Here is a 22,768-nt window from a genome sequence, read left to right as displayed (position 1 = left end):
GTTTATGGAAACCACATGAAAATTCTGATCGTTGGGCCCAGTTGGGTCGGTGACATGGTGATGGCGCAGACACTTTTCCAGTGTCTCAAGCAACGCCACCCGCAGTGCGAAATCGACGTGCTGGCCCCCGAGTGGAGCCGGCCGATTCTTGAGCGCATGCCCGAAGTTCGCCAGGCCTTGAGCTTTCCGCTCGGTCATGGCGTGCTGGAGTTGGCGACGCGCCGGCGCATCGGCAAATCCCTGGCCGGCCAGTACGACCAGGCGATCCTGTTGCCCAATTCCCTGAAGTCGGCGCTGGTGCCGTTCTTTGCCGGCATCCCGAAACGCACCGGCTGGCGTGGCGAATTCCGCTATGGCCTGCTCAATGACGTGCGCACGCTGGATAAGGATCGTTATCCGCTGATGATCGAGCGCTTCATGGCCCTGGCCTACGAGCCAGGCGTCGAGCTGCCAAAACCCTATCCGCGTCCGACGCTGCAGATCGACCCGGTCACCCGCGAGGCGGCGCTGGCCAAGTTCGGCCTGGCCCTCGACCGTCCGGTGTTGGCCCTGTGTCCCGGCGCCGAGTTTGGCGAATCCAAGCGCTGGCCGTCCGAGCATTACGCCAAGGTCGCCGAAACGAAGATTCGTGAAGGCTGGCAAGTCTGGCTGTTCGGTTCGAAAAACGACCACGCCGTGGGCGAAGACATCCGCGCGCGGCTGATTCCCGGCCTGCGCGAAGAATCGGTCAACCTCAGCGGCGGCACCTCGCTGGCCGAAGCCATCGACCTGCTGTCCTGTGCCGATTCGGTGGTGTCCAACGACTCCGGCCTGATGCACGTCGCTGCCGCGCTGAACCGCCCGCTGGTCGCGGTCTACGGCTCGACGTCGCCGGGTTTCACGCCACCGTTGGCCGAGCACGTGGAAATCGTACGCCTGGGCATCGAGTGCAGCCCATGCTTCGACCGCACCTGCCGTTTCGGCCATTACAACTGCCTGCGCCAGCTCATGCCGCAGGCGGTGAACGAAGCCTTGCAGCGGTTGCAAGGCACTGTGGTCGAGGTCAAATAGCTTGCGGGTTCTGTTGATCAAGACATCTTCGCTGGGCGACGTCATTCATGCGTTGCCGGCGTTGACCGACGCGGCGCGGGCGATTCCCGGCATCAAGTTCGACTGGGTGGTGGAAGAAGGCTTTGCCGAAATCCCGACCTGGCATCCGGCGGTGGGCAAGGTGATTCCGGTGGCGATCCGTCGCTGGCGCAAAAACATCTGGCAGACCATCAAGAGCGGTGAGTGGAAACGCTTCAAGCAAAGCGTGCGCGCCACGAAGTACGACTTGGTGATCGACGCCCAAGGCTTGCTGAAAAGCGCCTGGCTGACCCGTTACGTCAAGGCACCGGTGGCCGGCCTCGATAAAAGCTCGGCGCGCGAGCCCATCGCTGCGCGTTTTTACAATCGGCGTCTGGCCGTTGCCCGTGGGCAGCACGCGGTGGAGCGAGTGCGTCAATTGTTCGCCATCGCGTTGGGCTATGACCTGCCAAAAGGCATGGGCGACTACGGTCTGAATGTCGAGCGCCTGGTGGAATTGCCGCGCAAGAACCCGTACGTGGTGTTTCTGCATGGCACCACCTGGGACACCAAGCACTGGCCTGAAGCTTACTGGCGCGAGCTGACCGAACGGGTCGGCTACCTTGGCGTCGGGGTCAAGTTGCCTTGGGGCAATGCGCAGGAGAAAGCCCGGGCCGAGCGCATCGCTGCCGGTTTCAAGCACGCCGAAGTGTTGCCCAAATTGAACCTGGCCGGTGTCGGCAAGGTGCTGGCCGGCGCGCAAGCCTGCGTGGCGGTGGATACCGGCCTGGGCCATCTGGCTGCCGCGCTGGATGTGCCGACGCTGTCGCTGTTCGGTCCGACCAATCCGGGCCTGACCGGCGCCTACGGCAAAGTGCAGATTCACCTGGCCAGCGACTTCCCTTGTGCACCTTGCCTGCAAAAGAAATGCACCTATCAACCGACGGCCGAAGATGCCCGTCAATTTGACCTGAAACGCGAGTGGCCTCTGTGCTTCACGCGTCTGAACCCCGAGCGTGTCGCCAGCCGACTGAGCACGTTGTTAATGGCTGAGGAGCTGCGCTGATGCAATTGGCATTTGTCCTGTACAAATATTTTCCGTTCGGTGGCTTGCAGCGCGATTTCATGCGCATTGCCCTGGAGTGCCAGAAACGCGGTCATCAGATTCGCGTCTACACGCTGATCTGGGAGGGCGACGTACCGCCGGGCTTCGAAGTGCTGGTGGCGCCGGTCAAGGCGTTCTTCAACCATCGACGCAACGAAAAACTCAGCGAATGGATGGAGGCCGACCTGGCCAAGCGCCCGGTCGACCGCCTGATCGGCTTCAACAAGATGCCGGGTCTGGACGTCTACTACGCCGCCGACGGCTGCTTCGAAGACAAGGCGCAGAACCTGCGCAACTCGCTGTATCGCCGTTGGGGCCGCTATCGCCACTTCGCCGAATACGAGCGCGCGGTGTTCGCCAAGGATGCGAAGACCGAAGTGCTGATGATTTCCGAAGTCCAGCAGCCGCTGTTCATCAAACATTACGACACGCCGCTGGAGCGTTTCCACCTGCTGCCACCGGGTATCGCCCAGGACCGTCGCCGGCCGGCCGATGCCGATGACATTCGTGCCGGGTTCCGCGCTGAATTCGACCTCAAGGACGACGAACTGCTGCTGGTGCAAATCGGCTCCGGGTTCAAGACCAAGGGCGTCGACCGCAGCCTCAAGGCACTGGCGGCATTGCCTGCCGAGCTGAGGAAGCGCACCCGGCTGTTTGTAATTGGCCAGGATGACCCCAAGTTATTCCAGATGCAGAGCGCGACATTGGGGTTGGGCGACAACGTCACGTTCCTCAAGGGGCGCAGCGATATCCCGCGTTTCCTGTTGGGTGCCGATCTGTTGATCCACCCGGCGTACAACGAAAATACCGGCACCGTGCTGCTCGAAGCACTGGTGGCCGGCTTGCCGGTGTTGGTGAGCGCGGTGTGCGGGTACGCCCATTACATCGCCGAGGCCGATGCTGGCCTGGTGTTGGACGAACCCTTCGATCAGGCGCAGCTGACGCAATACCTGACCGGCATGTTGAACGACGCTCAAGCAAGGGCGGCCTGGAGCCGCAATGGTCTGGCCTTCGCCGAAACGGCCGACCTCTACAGCATGCCGCAACACGCGGCCGATGTGATTCTGGCGGAGCACGCTTAAATGAAGTTGATGCTGGCTGAACCGTTCAAGAGCCTCTGGGCCGGACGCGACCCGTTCGCCGAAGTCGAGGGGCTCAAGGGCGAGGTGTACCGCGAGCTGGAAGCACGCCGGACATTGCGCACGGAAGTCGACGGCAACGGGTTTTTCGTGAAAATCCACCGTGGCATCGGCTGGGGCGAAATCTTCAAGAACCTGCTCACTGCCAAGCTCCCGGTACTGGGTGCCGGCCAGGAATGGAAGGCGATTCAGCGCCTGCAGGAAGCCGGCGTGCCGACCATGACCGCCGTCGCGTATGGCGAGAAGGGCAGTAACCCGGCCGACCAGCACTCGTTCATCGTTACCGAAGAGTTGGCGCCCACCGTCAGCCTCGAAGACTTCAGCATCAACTGGGTCAAGCAGCCGCCCGAGCCAAAACTCAAGCGCGCGCTGATCGCCGAAGTCGCACGCATGACCGGCATGATGCACCGCGCCGGGGTCAATCACCGCGACTGCTACATCTGCCATTTCCTGCTGCACACCGACAAACCGGTGACCGCTGACGACTTCAAGCTTTCGGTGATCGACCTGCACCGCGCCCAGACCCGTCCGGCGATCACCTCGCGCTGGCGCAACAAGGATCTGGCCGCCCTGTACTTTTCTGCCCTGGACATCGGCCTGACCCGCCGCGACAAACTGCGTTTTCTCAAGGGCTATTTCCAGCAGCCGCTGCGGCAGATCCTGAGCGAAGAAGCCGGGCTGCTGAGCTGGCTCGATGGCAAGGCCAACAAGCTCTACGAGCGTAAACAGCGATACGGGGATGCGCTCTGATGTCGGGTTGGAAACTGGAGCCGGCCTACAGCGATCTGGCAAAGGACTTTGGCAGCCTTGAGGCGGTGTTTGCACTTCAGGGCGAGCAGTTGACCAAGGACCTGCTCTCCGAGGTCATTCGCGTTCAGCGCAATGGCGTCAACTATTACGTCAAGCGCTACGTGGGTGCCGGCAAAGGCTTGCGGCGTTACCTCGGCAAGCCTCGGGTGAAGATGGAGTGGCAGAACCTCAAGCGCTTCGCCAAGTGGGGCATTCCCACGGCCGAAGTGGTGGCCTGGGGGCTGGAGCGGCGCGGTGCGGCCTACGCTCGCGGCGCGATGATTACCCGGGAACTGCCGCGTACCGAAGACTTGTCGGCACTGGCCGAGCGCCGCGATCCGAAACTGTCGGATCGCGCCTGGGTCGATGCCGTCAGTCGTCAGTTGGCCCAGTACACCCGAACCATGCACGACCACCGCTTCACCCATAATGATCTGAAGTGGCGCAACCTGCTGATCGACGACGAGGCTCGACTGTTTCTGATCGATTGCCCCAACGGCGATTTCTGGCGCGGTTTCTGGCTCAAGTACCGCATCACCAAGGATCTGGCGTGCCTTGACAAGGTCGCCAAGTATCAACTGTCGGCTACCCAGCGCCTGCGCTTTTACCTGCAATACCGCAACCGGACCCGGCTCAACGCCGCGGACAAGAAGCGTATCCGGCACGTGGTGAGATTTTTCGAGGGACGCGAATGACTGATTTTCTGGCCGCTGAAGACCGTGCGCTGCTTGAACGCCATGGTCTCGGCACGTTCGAGGCGCTCTGGGCCAAACAGCTCGATGCGGTGGACGAACCCAACACCGGTCGCGGCGGCTGGAGCAGCGTGTTTCGACTGGATCTGGAAGGTCATGGCTACTACCTCAAGCGGCAAAGCAACTACCTGACCCGCACCTTGCGCGCGCCGTTCGGCGAGCCGAGTTTCGCCCGCGAGTTTCGCAACATCTCCCGTTACCGGAAGATGGGCATTCCGGCGCTGGAAGCGGTGTTCTACGGGCAGCGCAAGGTCAATGGCGAAGTCCGTGCGATCCTGCTGACCCGCGCCCTGGACGGTTGGGACGACCTCGACTCGCTGTTGCAGCGCTGGGCTCAATTGAGCCCTGAGCAGCACTCGGAAATCCTCAAGGCCAGTGGCGAACTGGCCCGGCAACTGCACGCGGCACGCCAGGTGCACGGGTGTTTCTATCCCAAGCACATTTTCATGCGTGCCACCGGCCACGGCTACCAGGCGCAATTGATCGATCTGGAGAAGACCCGGCCGCTGCTGTACGGGCAGCGTGACCGAATCAAGGACCTGGAGCCGCTGACGCGCCGCGCGCCCGAGTGGGGCGAATCGCAGCTGCGGCAATTGCTGGCGGCCTATCTGGATCAGCCGCAGGACAGCTCGCTGATCGACAGCTGGCTGCAGCGCTTGACCGCACGGCGCAGCCAAAAGGGGCCACGTTGATGCGTTTGTCCGACTTGAAATCCGCTGGCCGCCATCCGGCGGTGCCGCTGAGCATTTCGCTGGCCGATGCCGCCGGCCCCGCCGATTTGCAACTGTTGAGCCTGTTGCGGGTACTGCCGGGGCAGCGTTATGTCGGTGCCGGTGTCTGGCGTGGCCGGCCGGTGTTGGCCAAGTTGCTGGTCGGCAGCAAGGCTGCACGGCATTTTCAGCGTGAACTGGACGGCGTGCGCCTGCTCTCCGCCCAGGGCCTGACCACGCCGCAGTTGTTGGCCGACGGCCTGAAAGACGGCGAGGGTGGCTGGCTGCTGTTTGATTTCCTTGAGCATGCCGAAAGCCTGGGCGACACCTGGAAGCAGGTTGAGCAGCAGCCCGTACTGTCCGATGGACAAGGGGCGGTGCTGGCCGAGGCGTTGGGGGCGATCGGTCAGATGCATCGCAGGGGCCTGTGGCAGGAAGACCTGCACCTGGACAATCTACTGCGCCAGGGCGGCCGCCTGTACCTGATCGATGGTGCCGGTATCTGCAGTGAGACACCTGGCCAGCCGCTGTCGCGGCAGAAAGTCCTGGAAAACCTCGGGGTGTTCTTCGCCCAGTTGCCGAAGTCGATTGAGCCCTTCATTGAAGAGTTGCTGGTGTATTACCTGCTCAGCAACGGTGAACACGCCTTGCCCATGGAGGCGCTGCAGAAGCAGATCGACAAGGTCCGCAACTGGCGCCTCAAGGACTTCCTGATCAAGGTCGGTCGCGAGTGCACGCTGTTCAGCGTCCAGCGCGGTGCCTTCGGACTGCGGGCGATTCGCCGCGAGGAAGAGGCGTCGATGGTGCCGGTGCTGGAGCAGGCCGATGCCTTGCTCGATCAGGGGCATTTGTACAAGACCGGCGGCGCGGCGAGTGTTGGCAAGGTCGAGGTGGATGGCCGCACGCTGGTGATCAAGCGCTACAACATCAAGGGTTTTGCCCACTGGCTCAAGCGTTTCTGGCGCCCGAGCCGGGCCTGGCATTCGTGGCGCGAAGGCAATCGCCTGGCGTTCCTCGGGATTGCCACGCCCAAGCCGCTGGCGTTGCTGGAGAAGCGTTTCCTGTGGCTGCGCAGCCGGGCGTACCTGATCACCGAGTATCTGCCGGGGCCGGACATCATCGAGCGTTTTGCGCCCTATGTTGAAAGCGGTGACGCACCGCAGGCCGAGCTGGCGGCGCTGGATCATCTGTTTGCCGAGCTGATTCGTTTGCGTATCAGTCATGGCGACTTCAAGGGGCATAACCTGTTCTGGCAGCAGGATCGCTGGGCGTTGATCGACCTCGACTCGATGTGCCAGCACGGCTCGCTCGGCAGCTTCGCTCCGGCGTACGCAAGGGATCGGGCGCGGTTCATGCGTAATTGGCCTGAAAGCAGTGCACTTTACCAGGTCATTGATCAGCGTCTTCCCAAAGACATCTCCAGCGCTGACTGAGTCAGGACCTTCGGTCCTATCGCGGGCAAGCCCGCTCCCACACTGAATCTTTGTCGAGCACATATTTTGTGTGCGGCCGAGAACCACTGTAGGAGCGGGCTTGCCCGCGAAGGGGCCGGAACTGCCAACCGAGAAGGCAGACAGGTTCTTGTGAACCGTCCTACGCGATCTTGGGAAGCCATGAACTGTGGCCGGCATCGTCCCGATGCTAGTTTGCCTGACGTTCTCGGAGGGCAGGCTGTGTCGATCAAAATGGCAGTTTCATCGGGTGTTTTATCCGTGTCGCTAATGGGCTGCGGGACCGCCGCTACGGTCCTGCAGGATGAGGCCGAAGCCGCGCACGGGCTGCGCAGGCAAAAGACCTATTGCCAATCCATTCCCCGGGTCTATAGCGGCCTCGCTTATGACTTCTGTGTACTGAATGCACCGCCCGATCCCACGGGTATCCTCGTACCGCTCATTTTGCTCGACCTGGCCCTGTCCGGCGCACTGGACACCGCCGCCTTGCCCTACACGATTTACCGGCAATGCGTGGACGGCAATATCCTTGTCTACTGGCGGCCTTCGCGCGGCTGAAAATGCCGTGAGGCCCCCGCTGCAGTTGCTCGCCGCTTGCGGCTAGAGGCTAGCCGCCGCTTTTACGCTATAATCCCGCCCTTTAGCTGTCTCTCGCCCCTTGCGAGGGCACATTAATTTTTGAGGCGCTTGCGCCTGCATGCAGACTAAAGAGGCTAGACCCCTGTGGCATTGACGATTCTTGGCCTGTCCGGCGCCCTTAGCCATGATCCTTCCGCAGCCTTGTACATCGACGGCAAGCTGGTCGCGGCGGCTGAAGAGGAGCGCTTCGTACGCGATAAACATGCAAAGAACCGCATGCCTTACGAATCGGCGAAGTTCTGCCTGGAACAGGCGGGCATCAAGCCGTCCGATGTCGACGTGGTAGCGATCCCGTTCGCCCCGATCAGCCTGTTCGGCAAGGCCCGCTGGCAGTACGCCAAGCGTTACTGGTACGCCCCGGACCGTGCACTCGACGCGATCCTGATGGGCAACCGTCGCTACAAGCGCTATCGCAACAAGATCGTCTGGTGCCTGGAGCAACTGGGCTTTGATCCGAAGAAGATCAAGATCGAGCCGGTCGAACATCACCTGGCCCACGCCTCCAGCGCCTACCACTGCTCCGGCTTCAAGGAAAAAACCGCGATCCTGGGCATCGACGGCAAGGGCGAGTACGCCACGACCTTCTTCGGTTACGGCGAAAACGGCAAGATCCACAAGATCAAGGAATTCTTCGATCCGGACTCCCTCGGCGGCCTGTACGGCGCGATCACCGAGTTCCTCGGTTTCGACATGCTCGACGGTGAGTTCAAGGTCATGGGCATGGCGCCGTACGGCGACGCCAGCAAATACGATTTCTCGCGCCTGGCTTCGTTCGAAAACGGCGAGCTGGTGATCAACACCGACTACGCCAACGTCATCGGCCTGCGTCGCTACAAAGAGAAGGGCAAGGGTTACTACTTTTCGCCGAAGCTGATCGAGTGGTTGGGTCCCAAGCGCGAAGGCGACATTGCCGACGAGCCTTACATCCACTACGCCGCCAGCATTCAAGCGCTGTTTGAAAAGATTGCGCTGCAGATGATCGACTACTACCTGGGCGACGTGCTCAAGGAAACCGGCAAACTGGCCTACGCCGGTGGCTGTGCGTTGAACGTCAAGCTCAACCAGAAAATCATTGCTCGCGATGACGTCAAGGAGCTGTTCGTACAGCCGGCGTCCGGCGATGCCGGTACCGCCGTGGGCGCGGCAGCCTATGTGTCCCACTCCCGTGGCGTACCGGTCGAGAAGATGGAACACGTCTACCTCGGCCCGTCGTACAGCAACGAAGACGTGATCGCGGCCTGCGCCCGTCACGCCAACAAGCCGACGTGGCGCAAGCTCGACAATATGCCGGAGCAGATCGCCAAAATCATGGTCGATGGCAACCCGGTGGCCTGGTTCCAGGGCCGCATGGAGTTCGGTCCGCGTGCACTGGGTGGTCGTTCGATCATCGGTTGCCCGAGCGTGCCCGGCGTGGCCGATCGCATCAACCACCAGATCAAGTTCCGCGAGCGCTGGAGGCCTTTCTGCCCGTCGATGCTCGACACCGTGGCGCCGCAGATGATCAAGATCGATCACCCGGCTCCGTTCATGACCTTCACCTTCGAAGTGGCGGAAGAATGGAAAACCCGCGTGCCGGAAGTCGTCCACGAAGACGGCACCTCCCGCGCCCAGGTGCTCAAGCGCGAATACAACCCGCGCTACTACGACATGATGAAAGCGCTGGAAGTGCTCACCGGTAACGGTGTGTCGCTCAACACTTCGCTCAACCGTCGTGGCGAACCGATGATCTGCTCGCCGACCGATGCGCTGAACATGTTCTTCGGTTCGGATCTACAGTATCTGATCATGGAAGACATCCTGGTGGTCAAAGAGGGCGCAAACGCCTATGACACGTTCGGCTGAGCGTCATGTGCTGCAGTTCTGCCACGGCTATGACGGGCCGTTCCTGGACTGCGCACGGCAGTACGCCAGCCTGTTCGCGGGGACTGGCTATCGTGTGACCACGGTGTTTCTCACCGGGGTTGCCGATGCCGAAGTCGCCGCGGGCTGCGCCTCCGACGAGGTGCTGTTCATGGAGTACAGTTCCAAGGCCATTCGTGGCCTGAAACTGGGCGCCATCGGCGATCTGCGCAAGATCGCCGCGTCGCGCAACTTCAGTTTCTGCATCGCTCATCGCTTCAAGCCTATCTATATCGCCTTGCTCGGTACGTCGTTGCCGGTCATTGGCGTGCACCACGGGTTTGAAGACTACAAGCGCGGCAGCCGCAAACTGTTCGCCCATATATTCCGCAAGCGTTTGAGCCTGCTCGGTGTGTCCGACGCGGTGCGCGACGACATGCGCAGTTGCCTGCCGAAGTGGCCGGCTTCGCGAATTCAGACGTTGTACAACCGCATCGACGTCGATGCCTTGCAAGCCACGCAGGTGTCGGCTCGCGAGGCCCGGGAAACCCTCGGGCTGGCGGCGGATGCCTGGATTGTCGGCAACGTCGGACGCCTGCATCCGGACAAGGACCAGGCCACGCTGCTCGATGGTTTCGCCGAGGCATTGCCGCAGTTGCCGGCCAACAGCCAGTTGGTGATTCTCGGCAAGGGGCGCCTGGAGGAAGATCTCAAGGCTCAGGCCCGCGAGCTGGGTATCGGCGACCGGGTGCTGTTCCTCGGTCAGGTGCCGGATGCGCGCAACTATTTTCGGGCCTTCGATGTGTTCGCCCTGAGTTCCGATCACGAACCGTTCGGCATGGTGCTGCTGGAGGCCATGGCCGCCGGCGTACCCTTGCTCGCCACGGCGTGCGGCGGCGCGAAAGAAGTGGTCGAAGGCGTGGGCATCCTGTTCCCCTTGGGTGATGCCGGACATCTGGCCCAGGGCCTGCAACACCTGGCGGCCATGGATGATCAGCAACGCCGGCAGTGTGCCGAGATGATGCTCGAGCGCTTGCGCGAACGTTTTTCCGACCGCGCGGTGCGCGATGCTTTCTGGCACTTGCCGCACGTTACCGAACTGGCACAGAGGGGCTGATGCTCAACCGATTTCAAGGCTGGCGCGAGCGTGGCTGGGCGGTAGTCGACGCCTCGATTTACGCCGAAACCTGGCAGCGTTATGGCGGCAGCGTCGCGACTCATCCCATGGTGGTCGAGCGCCTGGCGCAACTGGCAGACATCCCGGTGCGCTACCTGGCCTGGATGCAGGGTGGTGAGGTCAAGGCGGCGATCCCGACCTGGGGGCGCGACCTGGCCTTGTCCAAGGACGTGCTCAAGCGTCGCGGCAAGAAAGGCCTGTTCGACCTGGGCAACGCCGAGATCATCCTGCCGGCCGCGGCCGATGCCCAGGCGCCTTTGCGCCATCGCGGACGCTATCTGTCGGCGTTGAACGAGGGGCGCTTCACCGGCATCCGGTTGCAGACCGAGCAACTGGCCATGGCTCGCACCCCCGAAGAGCTGTCGAAGAAGTTTCGCTACAACCAGCGCCGCGAATTGCGCCTGCTGGAAGAGGCCGGGGGCGTGGTGCGGCCGGTGTCCGAATTTTCCAGCTTTGATCTGTCAGCGATTTATTGCGACCTGTTCCAGCGCCGCTGGGGTTTCCCGGCGACGGGTGCCGAACGCATGGCCGAGGTCATCGGGTTGTTGCGCGAGTTGCTGATCGGTTCGGTGATTTTTCTCAACGATGCGCCGATTGCGATTCAATTGGTGTACCGCGTCGAAACCCCGCAGTGGATCAGCGTCGAGTACATCAACGGTGGGGTCGATCCCGAGACTCGCGAATTCAGCCCCGGCAGTGTGCTGAGTTTTCTCAATACACAAAGCGCTTGGGAGCATGCCCGGGCGCAGGACAAGCCGTTGCGTTTTTCTTTCGGTCGCGCCGACCGTGAATACAAGGATCGCTGGTGCAACCCTGTGCCGGTCTTCACCGTATGAGCCAAGCCATGAGCCGCAAACAGCAACTGCTCAAGCGCCATCGGCGCACTAAACGTATCGGCCTGTTGATTGCGCTGGTGCTGTTGATCGTCATCGGTGTGCTGGTGGCCTGGTGGTTGCCGCTGGTGCTGGCGGTTCTGGGTTGGATGGCCCACGAAGCCTGGTTTGCCGACCATCTGTTCTACTCGCCGAAAGACGATTACCAGTACAGCTTTCCCCCGTACACGCCACAGCCCAAGGTGCACCTGAGCGGTGAACATTTGCGCCTGGACGAGGGCGTGATGCTGGTCGACGACGCGACGCTGGTGCTGGCCCTGCGGGTAAAAAGCACCTGGCTGGGTCGTTTTTTCGATCCGGTGGTCGAGTTGGCGGGGGGCGAAAACCCTGACCGACAAACCTTCGAACGGGGCGTAAACGGCCTGCGTTACCTCAATCTCAGTGGTCAGGCTCAGGCACTGTCCCGTGGTGACCTGCGCTTGCGCGGGCGTTTCTGTCGGGTGTTCGGTGAGCCGGTGCTGTGGGCGCTGGAACATCCGGATTACCGGCGTCAGCGGGTGATGGTCATCGCGCCCCACGCCGATGACGCCGAGCTGGCGGCCTACGGTTTGTACAGCCAGGCCGACGAAACCTGGATCGTCACGCTGACTGCCGGTGAAATCGAGGCCGAACACTACCGGCAGATGGGCCTGAACAAGGTCGATGCGGCCCGCTTGAAAGGCCGCCTGCGCACCTGGGACAGCATTGCCGTACCGCGTTGGGCCGGTGTGCCCGAGGCTCGCTGTGTACAGCTGGGTTATTTCTGCCTGCAACTGGCGAGCATGCAGGCCGCGCCTGGCGTGCCGGCGGGATCGCGGGAAGCGGACCTGAGCGACACCCGACTATTTCGCCAGTTGAATCCGTTCACGCTGCCAGGCGATGTCGATGGCGCGCCGACCTGGAACAACTTGCTGGCCGATCTGCGCGAATTGCTGCTGCGGGCCCGGCCCGAGGTCATCGTCCTGCCGCATCCGACCCTGGATCCGCACCCCGATCATATCTGCGCCCAGGCGGCAGTCCTCGAGGCCTTGCAAGGCCTGGACTGGCAACCGACCACGCTGTTGGGCTACGCCAATCACTTGCACGACAACGACCGTTGGCCGATGGGCGATAGCGGTGACGGCATCGCCTTGCCGCCGGCCTTCGATTCCGTCCAGCCGATGCAGCCTTTTTGCCTGCCGATACCGCTGGAGCAACAGCGGGACAAGGCCATGGCGTTGGGCATGATGCACGACCTGCAGCCGCCGATGCCGTTCAAGCGCCGCTTGCGTCGCTTGATCCAGCGGTTGTTGGCTGGCCGGGTGCCGCCCACCTATGGCGAGAACGAATTCTTTCGCAAGGCCGTCCGGCGCCACGAGCTTTTGTGGTCCATCAAGCACACACCAGGCAATGTTTCTCAGCGGGGAGAGTTATGAGTCAGCGGTCAAAGGTCCTGCAGCTGCAGCCTGACTACAACGTCAAAGCCCATGATTTCGCCGACCTCGCGGAGCAAATCGTCAAGGCCCTGCCCACCGATCGATATGAAGTGACCGCCGCGTTTCTGCGGGGCAAACCCGGGCCGGGCGAAGCGGTGAGCCGGGCCGATCGTTCGGTGTATTTCGAGTTTTCCGACAAGTCCCTCAAGGGCATGCGCCTGCGGGCGATGTGGCAGCTGTACAAGTTCTGCCGCCGGGAAAAATTCGATGTGGTGATCTGCAACCGCTTCAAGCCGGTGAACATGATGCTGGCGCTCAACCGTTGGTTGAAAGTACCGCTGTGCATCGGCATTTCCCACGGCTTTGGCGAGTACGACCGTTTTTACCGGCGCCGCCAGACCCAGCGCCTGATCGATCGTCACTGGCGTTTCGTCGGCGTGTCGCCAGCGGTGAAGCAGTATCTGCTGGACTGCGACTGTGGCTTCACCGACCAGAATACCTACGCCATCACCAATGCCATCGACATCGAGCAAGCCGAAGATCTGCAGCACACTCGTGAAAAGGCCCGTGAAATGCTCGGCATCGATCCGTCGGTACGGCTGATCGGTGCACTGGGGCGGCTGGTGCCGGTCAAGGGCCATATCTATTTGCTGCAGGCCTTTGCCGCGCTCAAGGACAAGTACCCGGATACCCAGTTGGCGATCATCGGTGCCGGCCGCGAAGAGTCGCGCCTGGCCGCGGAGATCGACCGCCTTGGCCTCGGCGGTCGCGCCCATTTGCTGGGGTTCAAGGAAATTGCCCTGCAGTACATTCGCGCTTTCGACATCTGGACCATGCCGTCCCTGGCCGAGGGCCTCGGGTTGGCGCTGCTCGAAGGCATGAGCGGGCATTTGCCGGTGATTGCCTCGAACGTGCCGGCCATGTTGCCGCTCATCGAGGGGGCCGGTGGCCTGGCGATTACGCCCAAGGATGTGCCGACGCTGCAAGCTGCGCTGGAAACGTACCTCGGGCTGTCGGATGACGAACTCAAGGCCAAGGGCGAGCAGGCTTTCCGTTATCTGCAACAACACCATGACATCGAGGAGTTCCGTCGCGAATACCTCAATCTGATCGACTCCGGCCTGGAACAGGCCCGCAAGGAACAGCCATGAACGACGCGCAACCCATCGTCACGGTCATTATCGCGTCGTACAACCACGGCCCCTACATCGAGCAGAGCATTCTCAGCGTCCTCAACCAGACCTATCGGAACATTGAGTTGCTGGTGGTCGACGATGGTTCGAAGGATGACAGCGTCGAGCGGATCAAGGCGTTGCAGGCCACCCATGGCTTCGACTTTCGGGTCCAGGAAAACCAGGGGCTGACCAACACCCTCAATGGTGCGATTGCCCGGGCAAAGGGCAGCCTGATCGTGCCGTTCGGTTCGGATGACATCATGTTGCCGGAGCGAATCGCCATCCAGGTCGCGCATATGGACGGCAAGCCCGAGGTCGGCATTTGCGCCGGCAACATCGAACTGATCGATGCCGACGGCAACCTCTACCCGGAGAAGCGCCAGCGCCGGGATGTGCCGTTCCGTCGGCTGGACTTCGATGACATGTTCCTGGAGCGCAAACCCTATCCTCCGGCACCCACCCTGATGATCCGGCGCGAAGCGCTGGAGAAGGTGGGCGGTTTCGACCCGACCATACGCCTGGAAGATTTGCTGATCGAGTTGAAGGTGACCCATGCCGGTTACTACATCGATGGTTTGAACGTGTTGATGGCGCGCTATCGCAAGCACGCCACCAACTCCTACAAGAATCACCGATTCATGATCGACAGCATCCTGCGCACCTACGCGCTGTTCAGCGATCACCCGCTGTATGACGAGGTGCGCTACAAGTTTCTCAATTCCATGTTCCTCAAGACCGCCAACCGTGATCGCAAGCTGGCGCGTGAGTTGCTGGCGCAGATTCCTTTCAAGGCCTGGAACAAGAAAACCTGGCGCGGGTTGGGCCGGATGTATTTCTCACGGCTCGAGAAAGACTGAGCCAGGGGCTGGACTCGAGAGGGGATTGCTCAACTTTGTTGAGCCGTCTTCTCCAGTTCTTCCCCAGCCTTCCTGTTCTGGCGCAACCAGTGCAGGGTTTTTTTGCCGGCATTGATACCGGGCTTTTCGATGTACTGGTAAGTCAGGCTGCTGATGATGATCAGCAGGCAACTGCACACGGCCAGCAACGGCAGGAAGACCCAGGCTTGCCGGGCGTCTAGATGCAACAACGGCGGCAGTCGCTGCACCAGAATCCAGAGTACGAAACCGTGCAGCAAATACGTGCTGTAGCTGATTTCCCCCAGCCAGCGAATGCTGCGTGGCCTCAGGGCGCCGAACAGGGTATTGCCGGATGCCACGATCACAAAAAACAGTGACAGCAGCAGTAGCGCCCCCAGGTTGAATGCACGGTTGAACACCGTAAAGGCGATGGCCAGGGCGAGCAGGGCGATGATGCCCGCCTGTGGAGTCAGGCTCCAGGCGACCCATTGTGGTCGGCGAATCCAGTACGCCGCAGCGATGCCACCGAGGAAGCTGGCCAGGAAGTGCTTCTTCAGCGAGTGTTCCCAGCCGAGCACCTGGTACAGGGTGCAGATGCCGATCAGGCACAGCACCGTCTGCATCCAGCCCCCGCGATAAATGAACACCATGGCGGCCAGTGGCAGGGCCAGATAGAAAAAAACCTCGTACTCCAGCGTCCAGGTGACATTGGAGATCAGCATGCCCGTCGGGTGGTACTGGTTGACGTCTGGCCGGTCGAAGGTCAGCCAGGCCAGGGCCTGGCCGATGAGCTGGATACCGGAGTCCTTGAGTTCCCAGTCCTGCAGATAGAACACACAGACAAACACGGCCAGCATCAGCGGCAGGTAGAGCGGATAGAGGCGAAACAGCCGCGATACCGCAAATGCCAGCCAGTCGTGTTGCCGCCCGTGGGTGAGCAAACGGTCCCAGAACAGAAATCCGGTGATCATGAAGAAGAGGGCAACGCTGCCCTGGCCGAGCTGCGAGTAGAAATTGCTCGGCGGAAAATCGATCACGCCGGTTCGCAGAAAGATCCAGGTAATGACCGAGTGGTGCACGAACACGCCGAAAGCCAGATACCCGCGCAAGCCGTCGATGCTGGCAAAGCGGCTTTCACCACCATGCTCCAGCTGTCGGGAGAATCCTGGCACCGTGCGCAGCACAAGCGCAGCGGTCGCGATGGCAAGCAGGTAGCCCGTCATCGCGATAAGCGGGTTGGTTTCTGTCATCAGTGAGCCCGGGCCGGAGGACTCCCCGCCAGCACTTGCCTGTGCAAATTATCCACGTCGGCTTTCGAGGCCGCCGAGGCGTATCCCTGCAGTAGCGCTTCGAAGTGGTCTTCGAACAGCCAACGTCGATCTTCTGCGTAGCGCTGCATATGGCGCAGATTACGCCGACGCAGGGAAGGGCTCAATGAAGAAGGGTAGATTCGCAGGTCGGCCAGGTCGATCAGGCCGAACTCTCCGTCCTCCAGCACCAGCACATTGCCCAGGTGCAGGGAGCGGAAGTAGATCCCTTTCTGGTGCAGTTGAGCCATGAACTTGCCGAAGCGCTCCACCAGTGCCTGGCGCACCGCCGGGGCGGTGATGCCTTGCAGGATCTGGCGCAGCGTGTTGCCCGGCAACGGCGAGTAGTGCACTGCGGTGCTGCCGTCTTCGAACCGGTAGAGGTTGAGGATTTGCGGGGTCGGGATACCCATGCCGCGCAGTTGCACACTGTTGACGGCGAAACGATCGGAATAGGGCGTGAAACTGCCCGAGGTATACCAGCGACGACGGCGGAACAGCTTGAGAAAGCTGCCGTCGGTCAGGCGCAGGACTTTGGGGCCCAAACCGTCTTCTTCGATGACCCGGGCATCGGCCGTCAGCTGCTGGAGGGCGCTTGGCGTCGTGGTCCTGATCGGCACGTCCAGCAGGCGTCTGGCCCGTTGATTGATGCTCAATGCGGCAATCAGCGCCAGGGGGATCCACAGCAGGAACCAGTGCTCTTTTGGGCGCGAGATAATCCCGCCACCTTCAGTCAGACCCGCGCCGATGCCGAACGCCAGCCAGGCCGAGGCAATGATGAGCAGCGGTTGCACGCGATGACGCCGGCTACTGATGAAGCCCCATGCGTGGAAGAACAGCCATGGCAGCAGGCCGATAATGCCAACATAGTAGAGCACGCCCAGGGCAAAGCTATGGGGCTCTTGCAGGCTGTAGCCGACGCCCGGGTCCAGGGTCAACTCGGCGTTGTAGCCATGTCCAATCCACGGATGCTCCGCGATCCGGCCCAGGGTCAATTGCCAGAGCTCGATGCGGAAGGAGCTGCCTCTTTCGAAGATTTTGTCCGCAAATAGCGCCAAAGTCGCCGTTCCGGCAATGAACATGGAGGCAAGCAAAAGGACCGAGCGTCGATTCCAGCAGATGAAACACAGCCACAGCGCCGCGATTGTCAGTGCAACCAGTGGCGTCCTGGAACCGGTGGCCAGCACGGTGGCGAACATGATCGCCATCGCTGGCAAGCTCAACCAAAGTATCCGGGGGCGCTTGCAGGTCATGCTCAGGCTTAGCCAATAGGTACAGAAAAAGCCGAAGACGTGGGAGCTGAGCAATGGATTGTCGAACGCGCCGACTCCGATCATGCGCATTTCCGGCTGGTAGATCAGGCCGAACCGGTACAGGTTGTAGACAGAGGTGATCAGCGCCACCGTTGCTGCGCAGAAAAGCAAAGGCTGGATGATTTCGCTGCGATAGCGCACCAGCAGGTAGCAGCCAACGAACAGCATCAGGGTATGCAATGGCGGTTTGAACTGACCGAAGTCGATTTCGTCGCCCGGGCCCCAGCCCAGGCTGAGCATCGCCCACGCCACAAACAGCAGGACTGCAATGACGATCGGTTCGTGCAGCAGTTCCTTGGCGAGCCGCGGACGCAAGCACAGCGCAATCAGTGCCGGAATGCTGAACAGGCCATAGTAGAGCTTGTGGAGCACACTGCGCCCGGGCAGGAAAAACAGGGCGCAAAGCAGCAATAAGTAACCGAGTGGAAGGATCCACAAACAAATGAAATCGAAGATTCTATTGGACGTGCTGTTCAAAGCGTTTAATTGCATGCTGAGTAACTTATTCCTGAATTGAGCGACCATACCAAGGCAGGGGCAGCGGGTGGCTATTTGACGCGCCACAATACACAGACTGTATGCGATTGCCAGAACCCTGGGGAAGCTGTGCTAAAGTCAGCGTCCTTTTCATCGACATTCGCGTGATATGACCGACTCCAGTCTCTCCGCAAGCCCATCGAGCTTGAAAATCTACTTCCGTCTGCTCGGCTATGTCCGGCCGTATATCAGCCTGTTCCTGATCAGCATCGTCGGTTTTCTGATTTTCGCTTCGACGCAGCCAATGCTGGGCTACATCCTCAAGTACTTCGTCGACGGTCTATCCAATCCTGAAGCGGCGCTGTTTCCAACCGTGCCTTACCTGCGCGACCTGCAACTGCTGCAGGCGGTGCCGTTGCTGATCATCCTGATCGCGGCGTGGCAGGGGCTGGGGTCATACCTGGGCAATTACTTCCTGGCCAAGGTTTCCCTGGGCCTGGTCCATGACTTGCGGGTCCAGCTGTTCAACAACCTGCTGGTGTTGCCGAACCGGTATTTCGACAAGCATAACTCGGGGCACCTGATTTCACGTATCACCTTCAACGTGACCATGGTCACGGGGGCGGCAACAGATGCGATCAAGGTCGTAATTCGTGAAGGCATGACGGTGATCTTCCTGTTTGCCTCGCTGCTGTTCATGAATTGGCGCCTGACGCTGGTGATGGTCGCCATCCTGCCGCTGATTGCCATCATGGTGCGCACGGCCAGCAAGAAATTCCGCAAGCAGAGCAAGAAAATCCAGCTGGCCATGGGAGACGTGACGCACGTGGCGTCCGAAACGATCCAGGGCTATCGCGTGGTGCGCAGCTTCGGCGGTGAAAAGTACGAAGAGAAACGCTTCTTCGACGCCAGCCAGGGCAATACCGACAAGCAATTGCGCATGACCCGCACCGGCGCCATCTATACGCCGCTGCTGCAGCTGGTGATCTACACCGCCATGGCCGTGCTGATGTTCCTGGTGCTGTTCCTGCGGGGCGATGCGTCCGCCGGCGACATGGTGGCCTACATCACCCTGGCCGGCCTGCTGCCCAAGCCGATTCGCCAGCTGTCCGAAGTCAGCTCGACCATCCAGAAAGGTGTGGCCGGTGCTGAAAGTATCTTCGAGCAACTGGACGTCGAGCCTGAAGTCGATACCGGTACCGTCGAGCGAGATGTCGTCAGCGGCCGCCTGGACGTGCGCAACCTCAGCTTCACCTACCCTGACACCGAGCGTCAGGTGCTCAATGACATCAGTTTCTCGGTCGAGCCCGGGCAAATGGTGGCGCTGGTGGGACGTTCGGGCAGCGGCAAGTCGACCCTGGCCAACCTGATTCCGCGTTTCTATCACCACGACAAGGGCGAAATCCTCATCGATGGCGTCGAGGTGGAACAGTACAAGCTGTTGAACCTGCGTCGGCATATCGCCCAGGTGACCCAGCACGTGACCCTGTTCAGCGACACCGTGGCCAACAACATCGCCTATGGCGACCTGGCTGGCGCACCTCGTGAAGACATCGAAAAAGCGGCCCGGGATGCCTACGCGATGGACTTCATTGCTCAATTGCCCGAAGGCCTGGACACCCAGGTCGGGGAAAACGGCGTGCTGTTGTCCGGTGGCCAGCGTCAGCGCCTGGCGATTGCCCGGGCGCTGTTGAAGAATGCCCCGCTGCTGATTCTCGACGAGGCGACTTCGGCACTCGATACCGAGTCCGAACGGCATATCCAGGCGGCCCTGGATCAGGTCATGAAAGGTCGCACCACGCTGGTGATCGCTCACCGCTTGTCGACCATCGAGAAGGCCGACCTGATCCTGGTCATGGATCAGGGGAAAATCGTCGAGCGCGGCACCCACGAGCAACTGCTGGCGCAAAACGGCTACTACTCGCGCCTCAACGCGATGGGCCTCGACGCCCCGGCCGAAGACATCGCCTGACCCCGAAAGGGCGAGCCTGGCTCGCCCTTTCGTGCCGGTGCCGTCGCCTGACGGTTCTTTTGCTCAAAAAACGAGCAAAAACACCCGGCAAATCATCCCGTTGCAGCCACCGCACAAGCCGACGCCAACCCTGTGTTAATATCGCGCCCCTGTTCATTCTGTATGTGGGTTGCACCATGAAGTTGTCCATGCCGCGATTCGATCAAGCCCCTGTCTTGGTGGTCGGCGATGTCATGCTCGACCGTTACTGGCATGGTGGTACCTCACGGATTTCCCCTGAGGCGCCGGTGCCGGTGGTCAAGGTCGATCACATCGAGGACCGTCCGGGTGGCGCTGCCAACGTTGCCTTGAACATTGCCGCCCTGGGGGCTCCCGCCTCGCTGGTCGGTGTAACCGGCGACGATGAAGCTGCCAATAGCCTGGTCAACAGCCTCAAGGGCGCTGGCGTGCGCGCCATCTTCCAGCGCATTGCGCACCAGCCGACCATCGTCAAGCTGCGGGTCATGAGTCGTCACCAGCAACTGCTGCGTATCGACTTCGAAGAGCCCTTCGCCACCGACGCGCTGGCGCTGGCCGCGCAGGTCGACGAGTTGCTCGAAGGCATCAAGGTGCTGGTGCTGTCCGACTACGGCAAAGGCGCACTGAAAAATCATCAGGCACTGATCCAGGCCGCCCGGGCCCGCGGCATTCCGGTGCTGGCCGATCCAAAGGGCAAGGATTTTTCGATCTACCGTGGCGCCAGCCTGATCACGCCGAACCTCAACGAATTCGAAACCATCGTCGGTGGTTGCGCCGATGAACACGAGCTGGTCAACAAGGGCGCGCAACTGATGCACGACCTGGACCTCGGTGCCTTGCTGGTGACCCGTGGCGAGCACGGCATGACCTTGTTGCGTCCGGATCATCCGGCGCTGCACTTGCCGGCCCGTGCCCGTGAAGTGTTCGACGTGACCGGTGCCGGCGATACAGTGATTTCCACCCTGGCAGCGGCGATTGCCGCCGGTGAAGAGCTGCCTCATGCCGTGGCCCTGGCCAACCTGGCGGCCGGTATCGTGGTCGGCAAGCTCGGTACGGCGGCCATCAGTGCGCCGGAACTGCGTCGTGCGATCCAGCGCGCGGAGGGTTCCGAGCGCGGTGTGCTGGGTCTTGAGCAACTGTTGCTGGCGGTCGATGATGCCCGCGCGCACAACGAGCGGATCGTGTTCACCAACGGTTGCTTCGACATCCTGCATGCCGGCCACGTGACCTATCTGGAACAGGCGCGGGCCCAGGGTGACCGCCTGATCGTCGCGATCAACGACGACGCATCGGTCAGCCGCCTGAAAGGGCCGGGCCGTCCGATCAACAGTGTCGACCGGCGCATGGCGGTACTGGCCGGGCTGGGCGCGGTGGACTGGGTCATCAGTTTCCCGGAAGGCACCCCGGAAAACCTGCTGAGCGCGATCAAGCCGGACGTGCTGGTCAAGGGTGGCGACTACGGGATCGACCAGGTGGTCGGCGCGGACATCGTGACGGCCTACGGCGGTACCGTGAAAGTGCTGGGGCTGGTGGAAAACAGCTCGACCACGGCGATTGTCGAGAAGATCCGCAAATCCGAGTGATGCAGCTTTTGTAGGAGCTGGCTTGCCAGCGATGGTCGTTAACGATGACGCGTATCTGCTGAGTAAATGCGGCGTCCTTGGTTCCATCGCTGGCAAGCCGGCTCCTACAAGGTTATGTGTACACCTGTAGGAGCTGCCGCAGGCTGCGATCTTTTGCTTTCAGGAGCTGACTTTTTTACGCGGCACGATCTTCTTCAGCAACAATTTCGCCTTCCCGCTTAACCGCGCCAAACCTGAATCCTTCCCCGGCGGGGTCAAACCCTGCTGCCTCACCCAGTCCTTCCAGCGGATTCGTTCATCGCGCACCAGCCAGCCTTCCTGCCGGGCAAAGCTCTCGGCCAGGTACAGGCCGCGCGTGCTGGCCGGGTACAGTTGATCCTTTTTCAGGGTGTAGAGCTCAGCCATCGGATGGCCGTCCTGCAAGGGCATCAAGTACAGATCGGGGCGCTTGCGGTCGAGACGGGCGACGAGTTGATCGCCTTCCAGCCTTTCATCGACATGGAACAGGCTCAGGGACTTGGCTTCCTTGGGAACGTCCAGGCGCAGGTCGTAAATCAGTTGTAGCGACGCCGTCGGCAAATGCACGTAAGCCCGCGGACGCTCCATCAACGTCAGGTTGGCGCAACGCACCGGCCGCGCCGAGCCGGACAGTGGCGACAAGCGAAACGGCAGGGCTTCGCGGTAATGCAGGGCGGCCGAGTAGGGCGCCGGCAGCCAGGTGTCATTGAACCGGCCACCGAGCCAGCCCTCCGGGGTTTCCAGCAGGCATTCTTCGGCAATCTCCTGGATCGCCGTGTGCAGGGGGAGGTTCAGTTCGTGGGCCGGCACGTAACCGGAAATCAGCTTGAGCACCACGTCACCACGGTCCTGCCGACGCTGACGCACCAGCACCCAGTAGTCGCGATTCTGCCAATGCAGGGTCAGGCGCACCGAGACTCCGAGATTGGCCAGTTCCAGGGCAAATCGTTCGCTGTCGCCGACCGTGACCGGCCGACGACGTTGCAGGGTCTGGGAGAAATTCAGCGGCCTGCCGACGCTCTGGTAACTCAGGCCTTCAGGAGTCGCTTCGACGAATAACGGCAGGGTCTTGAAGTTGCTCGGGTTCTTTCTGATGAGCGTGCGCGACATGTC

At 61.4% G+C, this 22,768-nt stretch carries 19 protein-coding genes; 16 read left to right on the top strand and 3 right to left on the bottom strand.

Translation table 11 applies throughout. The features are described from left to right. Positions 1–15: 15 nt before the first annotated feature. The 14 genes from waaF to AB7M25_RS27805 all read left to right on the top strand — a co-directional run bounded on the left by waaF (position 16) and on the right by AB7M25_RS27805 (position 14,967). Positions 16–1,050: a lipopolysaccharide heptosyltransferase II gene (gene waaF / locus AB7M25_RS27870; protein ID WP_429382598.1), complete on the top strand. Its 1,035-nt coding sequence runs from the start codon at positions 16–18 to the stop codon at positions 1,048–1,050. Between the two features lies 1 nt (position 1,051). After that, a complete protein-coding gene (gene waaC, locus AB7M25_RS27865; protein ID WP_007971808.1) occupies positions 1,052–2,113 on the top strand; it encodes a lipopolysaccharide heptosyltransferase I in 1,062 nt (353 codons plus the stop codon). Beyond that, the gene (locus AB7M25_RS27860) at positions 2,113–3,234 is read left to right on the top strand and encodes a glycosyltransferase family 4 protein (RefSeq protein WP_103397336.1); all 1,122 of its coding nucleotides are present in this window, start codon (positions 2,113–2,115) and stop codon (positions 3,232–3,234) included. Before waaC ends, AB7M25_RS27860 begins: the two co-directional genes overlap by 1 nt. Continuing rightward, a complete protein-coding gene (gene rfaP / locus AB7M25_RS27855) occupies positions 3,235–4,041 on the top strand; it encodes a lipopolysaccharide core heptose(I) kinase RfaP (RefSeq protein WP_007971806.1) in 807 nt (268 codons plus the stop codon). After that, positions 4,041–4,775, top strand: a complete 735-nt coding sequence (locus AB7M25_RS27850) for a lipopolysaccharide kinase InaA family protein (protein WP_218475957.1) — start codon at positions 4,041–4,043, stop codon at positions 4,773–4,775. The genes rfaP and AB7M25_RS27850 overlap by 1 nt, the downstream gene beginning before the upstream one ends. Further along, entirely contained in the window at positions 4,772–5,524 is a 753-nt protein-coding gene (locus AB7M25_RS27845) for a lipopolysaccharide kinase InaA family protein (protein WP_015093189.1), read from the top strand. The genes AB7M25_RS27850 and AB7M25_RS27845 overlap by 4 nt, the downstream gene beginning before the upstream one ends. After that, positions 5,524–6,975: a lipopolysaccharide kinase InaA family protein gene (locus AB7M25_RS27840; protein WP_454238244.1), complete on the top strand. Its 1,452-nt coding sequence runs from the start codon at positions 5,524–5,526 to the stop codon at positions 6,973–6,975. Before AB7M25_RS27845 ends, AB7M25_RS27840 begins: the two co-directional genes overlap by 1 nt. 240 nt (positions 6,976–7,215) lie before the next feature. Then, complete coding sequence (locus AB7M25_RS27835) at positions 7,216–7,551, top strand: YceK/YidQ family lipoprotein (RefSeq protein ID WP_454238243.1); 336 nt, start codon at positions 7,216–7,218, stop codon at positions 7,549–7,551. Between the two features lie 165 nt (positions 7,552–7,716). After that, complete coding sequence (locus AB7M25_RS27830; protein ID WP_454238242.1) at positions 7,717–9,474, top strand: carbamoyltransferase family protein; 1,758 nt, start codon at positions 7,717–7,719, stop codon at positions 9,472–9,474. Continuing rightward, entirely contained in the window at positions 9,458–10,588 is a 1,131-nt protein-coding gene (locus AB7M25_RS27825) for a glycosyltransferase (RefSeq protein WP_218475965.1), read from the top strand. The genes AB7M25_RS27830 and AB7M25_RS27825 overlap by 17 nt, the downstream gene beginning before the upstream one ends. Next, positions 10,588–11,484 (top strand): antimicrobial resistance protein Mig-14, encoded by an 897-nt coding sequence (locus AB7M25_RS27820; RefSeq protein ID WP_429382579.1) that lies wholly within the window; start codon positions 10,588–10,590, stop codon positions 11,482–11,484. Before AB7M25_RS27825 ends, AB7M25_RS27820 begins: the two co-directional genes overlap by 1 nt. Before the next feature lie 8 nt (positions 11,485–11,492). Then, complete coding sequence (locus tag AB7M25_RS27815; RefSeq protein WP_429382577.1) at positions 11,493–12,935, top strand: PIG-L deacetylase family protein; 1,443 nt, start codon at positions 11,493–11,495, stop codon at positions 12,933–12,935. After that, on the top strand, positions 12,932–14,086 hold the full coding sequence (locus AB7M25_RS27810; RefSeq protein WP_454238241.1) for a glycosyltransferase family 4 protein: 1,155 nt from the start codon (positions 12,932–12,934) through the stop codon (positions 14,084–14,086). The genes AB7M25_RS27815 and AB7M25_RS27810 overlap by 4 nt, the downstream gene beginning before the upstream one ends. After that, positions 14,083–14,967, top strand: coding sequence for a glycosyltransferase (locus tag AB7M25_RS27805; protein WP_454238240.1), 885 nt, complete (start codon positions 14,083–14,085; stop codon positions 14,965–14,967). Before AB7M25_RS27810 ends, AB7M25_RS27805 begins: the two co-directional genes overlap by 4 nt. Before the next feature lie 29 nt (positions 14,968–14,996). Here AB7M25_RS27805 and AB7M25_RS27800 read toward each other — a convergent pair whose 3' ends face one another. Together AB7M25_RS27800 and AB7M25_RS27795 are read right to left on the bottom strand one after the other, a co-directional pair. Further along, the gene (locus AB7M25_RS27800; RefSeq protein ID WP_429382573.1) at positions 14,997–16,217 is read right to left on the bottom strand and encodes an acyltransferase family protein; all 1,221 of its coding nucleotides are present in this window, start codon (positions 16,215–16,217) and stop codon (positions 14,997–14,999) included. Continuing rightward, positions 16,217–18,079, bottom strand: a complete 1,863-nt coding sequence (locus AB7M25_RS27795; protein ID WP_429382571.1) for an O-antigen ligase family protein — start codon at positions 18,077–18,079, stop codon at positions 16,217–16,219. Before AB7M25_RS27795 ends, AB7M25_RS27800 begins: the two co-directional genes overlap by 1 nt. 154 nt (positions 18,080–18,233) lie before the next feature. Here AB7M25_RS27795 and msbA point away from each other — a divergent pair, with 154 nt between their 5' ends. Both msbA and hldE read left to right on the top strand, forming a co-directional pair. Further along, positions 18,234–20,036, top strand: coding sequence for a lipid A export permease/ATP-binding protein MsbA (gene msbA / locus AB7M25_RS27790; RefSeq protein WP_429382569.1), 1,803 nt, complete (start codon positions 18,234–18,236; stop codon positions 20,034–20,036). A 176-nt stretch (positions 20,037–20,212) separates the two neighbouring features. Then, complete coding sequence (hldE, locus tag AB7M25_RS27785; protein WP_218475980.1) at positions 20,213–21,637, top strand: bifunctional D-glycero-beta-D-manno-heptose-7-phosphate kinase/D-glycero-beta-D-manno-heptose 1-phosphate adenylyltransferase HldE; 1,425 nt, start codon at positions 20,213–20,215, stop codon at positions 21,635–21,637. Between the two features lie 159 nt (positions 21,638–21,796). Here the strand turns inward: hldE and AB7M25_RS27780 are convergent, their stop codons facing one another. Next, positions 21,797–22,765 (bottom strand): metal ABC transporter ATPase, encoded by a 969-nt coding sequence (locus tag AB7M25_RS27780; RefSeq protein ID WP_429382566.1) that lies wholly within the window; start codon positions 22,763–22,765, stop codon positions 21,797–21,799. Positions 22,766–22,768 lie beyond the last annotated feature (3 nt).

The organism is Pseudomonas sp. AP3_22 TE3818 (genome assembly GCF_053628995.1).
The sequence above is the reverse complement of the archived record's forward strand: the minus strand, read 5'-3'. Positions and strand labels throughout refer to the sequence as shown.